The sequence below is a fragment of the Nocardia sp. NPDC004123 genome (genome assembly GCF_053603795.1).
This window is the reverse complement of the sequence record NZ_JBSGGG010000072.1, coordinates 1-1827: the sequence shown is the minus strand read 5'-3', so window position 1 is coordinate 1827 and position 1827 is coordinate 1. Positions and strand designations below refer to the sequence as shown.

Here is a 1827-nt window from a genome sequence, read left to right as displayed (position 1 = left end):
CTCGTCATGGCGCACGCGGTGGACGAGCGCTGCGCGATCGATGAACTGGTCTGTGCCGCAAAGACATACGCGGTAGCCGCGATCGACTGGTGCGGTGCGGAATGAGCGGCCGAGCCGCCGGGGCAGCACCGGTCGCACCGTATATGGCGGTTGGGTTGTCGACCATCGTTCACGGCATCGGGGCGCGCGACCACGTCGCGCGCAACCTCGACACGATCGAGGAGACCATGCATGCGGCGGTGTCGGTCGTCGGCATCAATCTGCCGGTGAAACTCGTCGCTCTGGCCGAAGGGGCCCTCACCGGCTTCACCGACGAGATCTTCGATCTTCCGCACAGCCGGTGCGCCAGAGAGCTTTTCATCGATATACCCGGCCCGGAGACCGATCGTCTCGCTGCGCTGGCCCGGCTGTACGAAACCTATCTCATTGTCCAGTGCAAGGCCCGCTGGCCCGAGGTCATCGCGGACCGGTTCTTCAATGTCATGGTGGTGATCTCGCCGCAGGGTGAGATCGTCCATCGGGCCGCCAAGAACCATGTGTGGTGCCGGGAGCATTCGTGTACCCCACACGATGTCTACGATCGGTGGGTCGAGCTGTTCGGCGACGGCATCGACGCCTTCTATCCGGTGCTGCGGACCCCGGACATCGGCAATATCGGCACCCTTTGCTGCAGCGACGGCGAGTACCCGGAAGCCGTTCGGGCACTGGCGTTCAACGGTGCCGAGGTGGTGTACCGGCCCAGTGAGGCCGTGCCGATGACCGCGGCCGGTCCGGACGCCGGGGGCACCTGGCTGCTGCAGAATCGGGCGCACGCGCACTTCAACGGGGTGTACATGGTGTGCCCGAACACCGGGCCGGTCTACTCCAGCCCCGCCGCCGAGCATCCCGTGGATATCGCCGGTGGCAACGGGCACATCGTCGACTATCACGGTCAGGTGATCGGGCGGGTAACGTCGGGCGCCAACACGATCATCGCCGCGCCTGTGGATGTCGAGGCGCTGCGCCAGTATCGGATGATGAATCTGAACTCAAACTGGCTCAAGGACATTCGCACTGAGCTATTCCAGCGCATGTACGACCGGCCGATCCATCCGGCCAATCTTTGGCTCGATCGTGAACCCGGGCGACACGCCGAGGTGGATGACATCTACCGGGCCAATATCACTCGCCTGGTAGAGCAGCGCGCGTATACCGAACCCGCACAACGATTTCCCGGCGCACGCCATATCCCTGCGCCGGGCGACGGTGACATGGACGCCGTCGTGGCCTGGTGGCGGCCGTAGCCGTCGCCATTGACCCTCATACTCCCGAGCAGGATTGATGAACCACGCCCGCACCGATTTCCGAGCATTTCTGGACACCCTCACCGTGGCGGGGCTGATGCATGGCATCGACGAGCCCGTCGACTCGTACCTCGAGGCCGGCGCGATCAACCGCCACCTCCTCGAGTCCGGGCTGCCCGGACCGATCTACAGCTACATCAAGGATACGATTCCCGGAATGCGCTTGGCGGCCAACATGTTCGCGACCTTCCGGGGTGTCGCGATCGCGCTCGGCCTGCCCGCCGACACCGATGTGCACGACATCATCGACTGCTATCGCGAACGATTCGGCCGTACTACCGAACCCGTCGTCGTCGCGGAGGGGGAGTGCCAGCAGAACGTGCTGCTCGGCGACGACGCCGACCTCACCGGACTGCCCGCCATCCATGGTCATCCCGGTGACGGCGGCCGGTATCTGGGCACCTTCGGCGTCAGCGTCACCAAGGACCCCGACAGCGACTGGACCAACTGGGGCATCTACCGCGGCATGATCCACGGACCCCGG

2 protein-coding genes and 1 pseudogene are annotated in these 1827 nt (G+C 65.0%); all 3 read left to right on the top strand.

Features of this window, described 5'->3' with window-relative positions; translation table 11 throughout:
- Nucleotides 1–101 precede the first annotated feature (101 nt).
- Nucleotides 102–1001, top strand: a pseudogene (locus ACWEQQ_RS45000) (nitrilase-related carbon-nitrogen hydrolase); the annotation flags it as partial.
- 69 nt (nt 1002–1070) lie between these two features.
- The gene (locus ACWEQQ_RS44995) at nt 1071–1283 is read left to right on the top strand and encodes a hypothetical protein (RefSeq protein ID WP_452352568.1); all 213 of its coding nucleotides are present in this window, start codon (nt 1071–1073) and stop codon (nt 1281–1283) included.
- Nucleotides 1284–1320: 37 nt separating this feature from the next.
- Nucleotides 1321–1827 (top strand): UbiD family decarboxylase domain-containing protein (locus ACWEQQ_RS44990; RefSeq protein WP_452352567.1); only part of this gene is annotated, 507 nt, incomplete at its 3' end.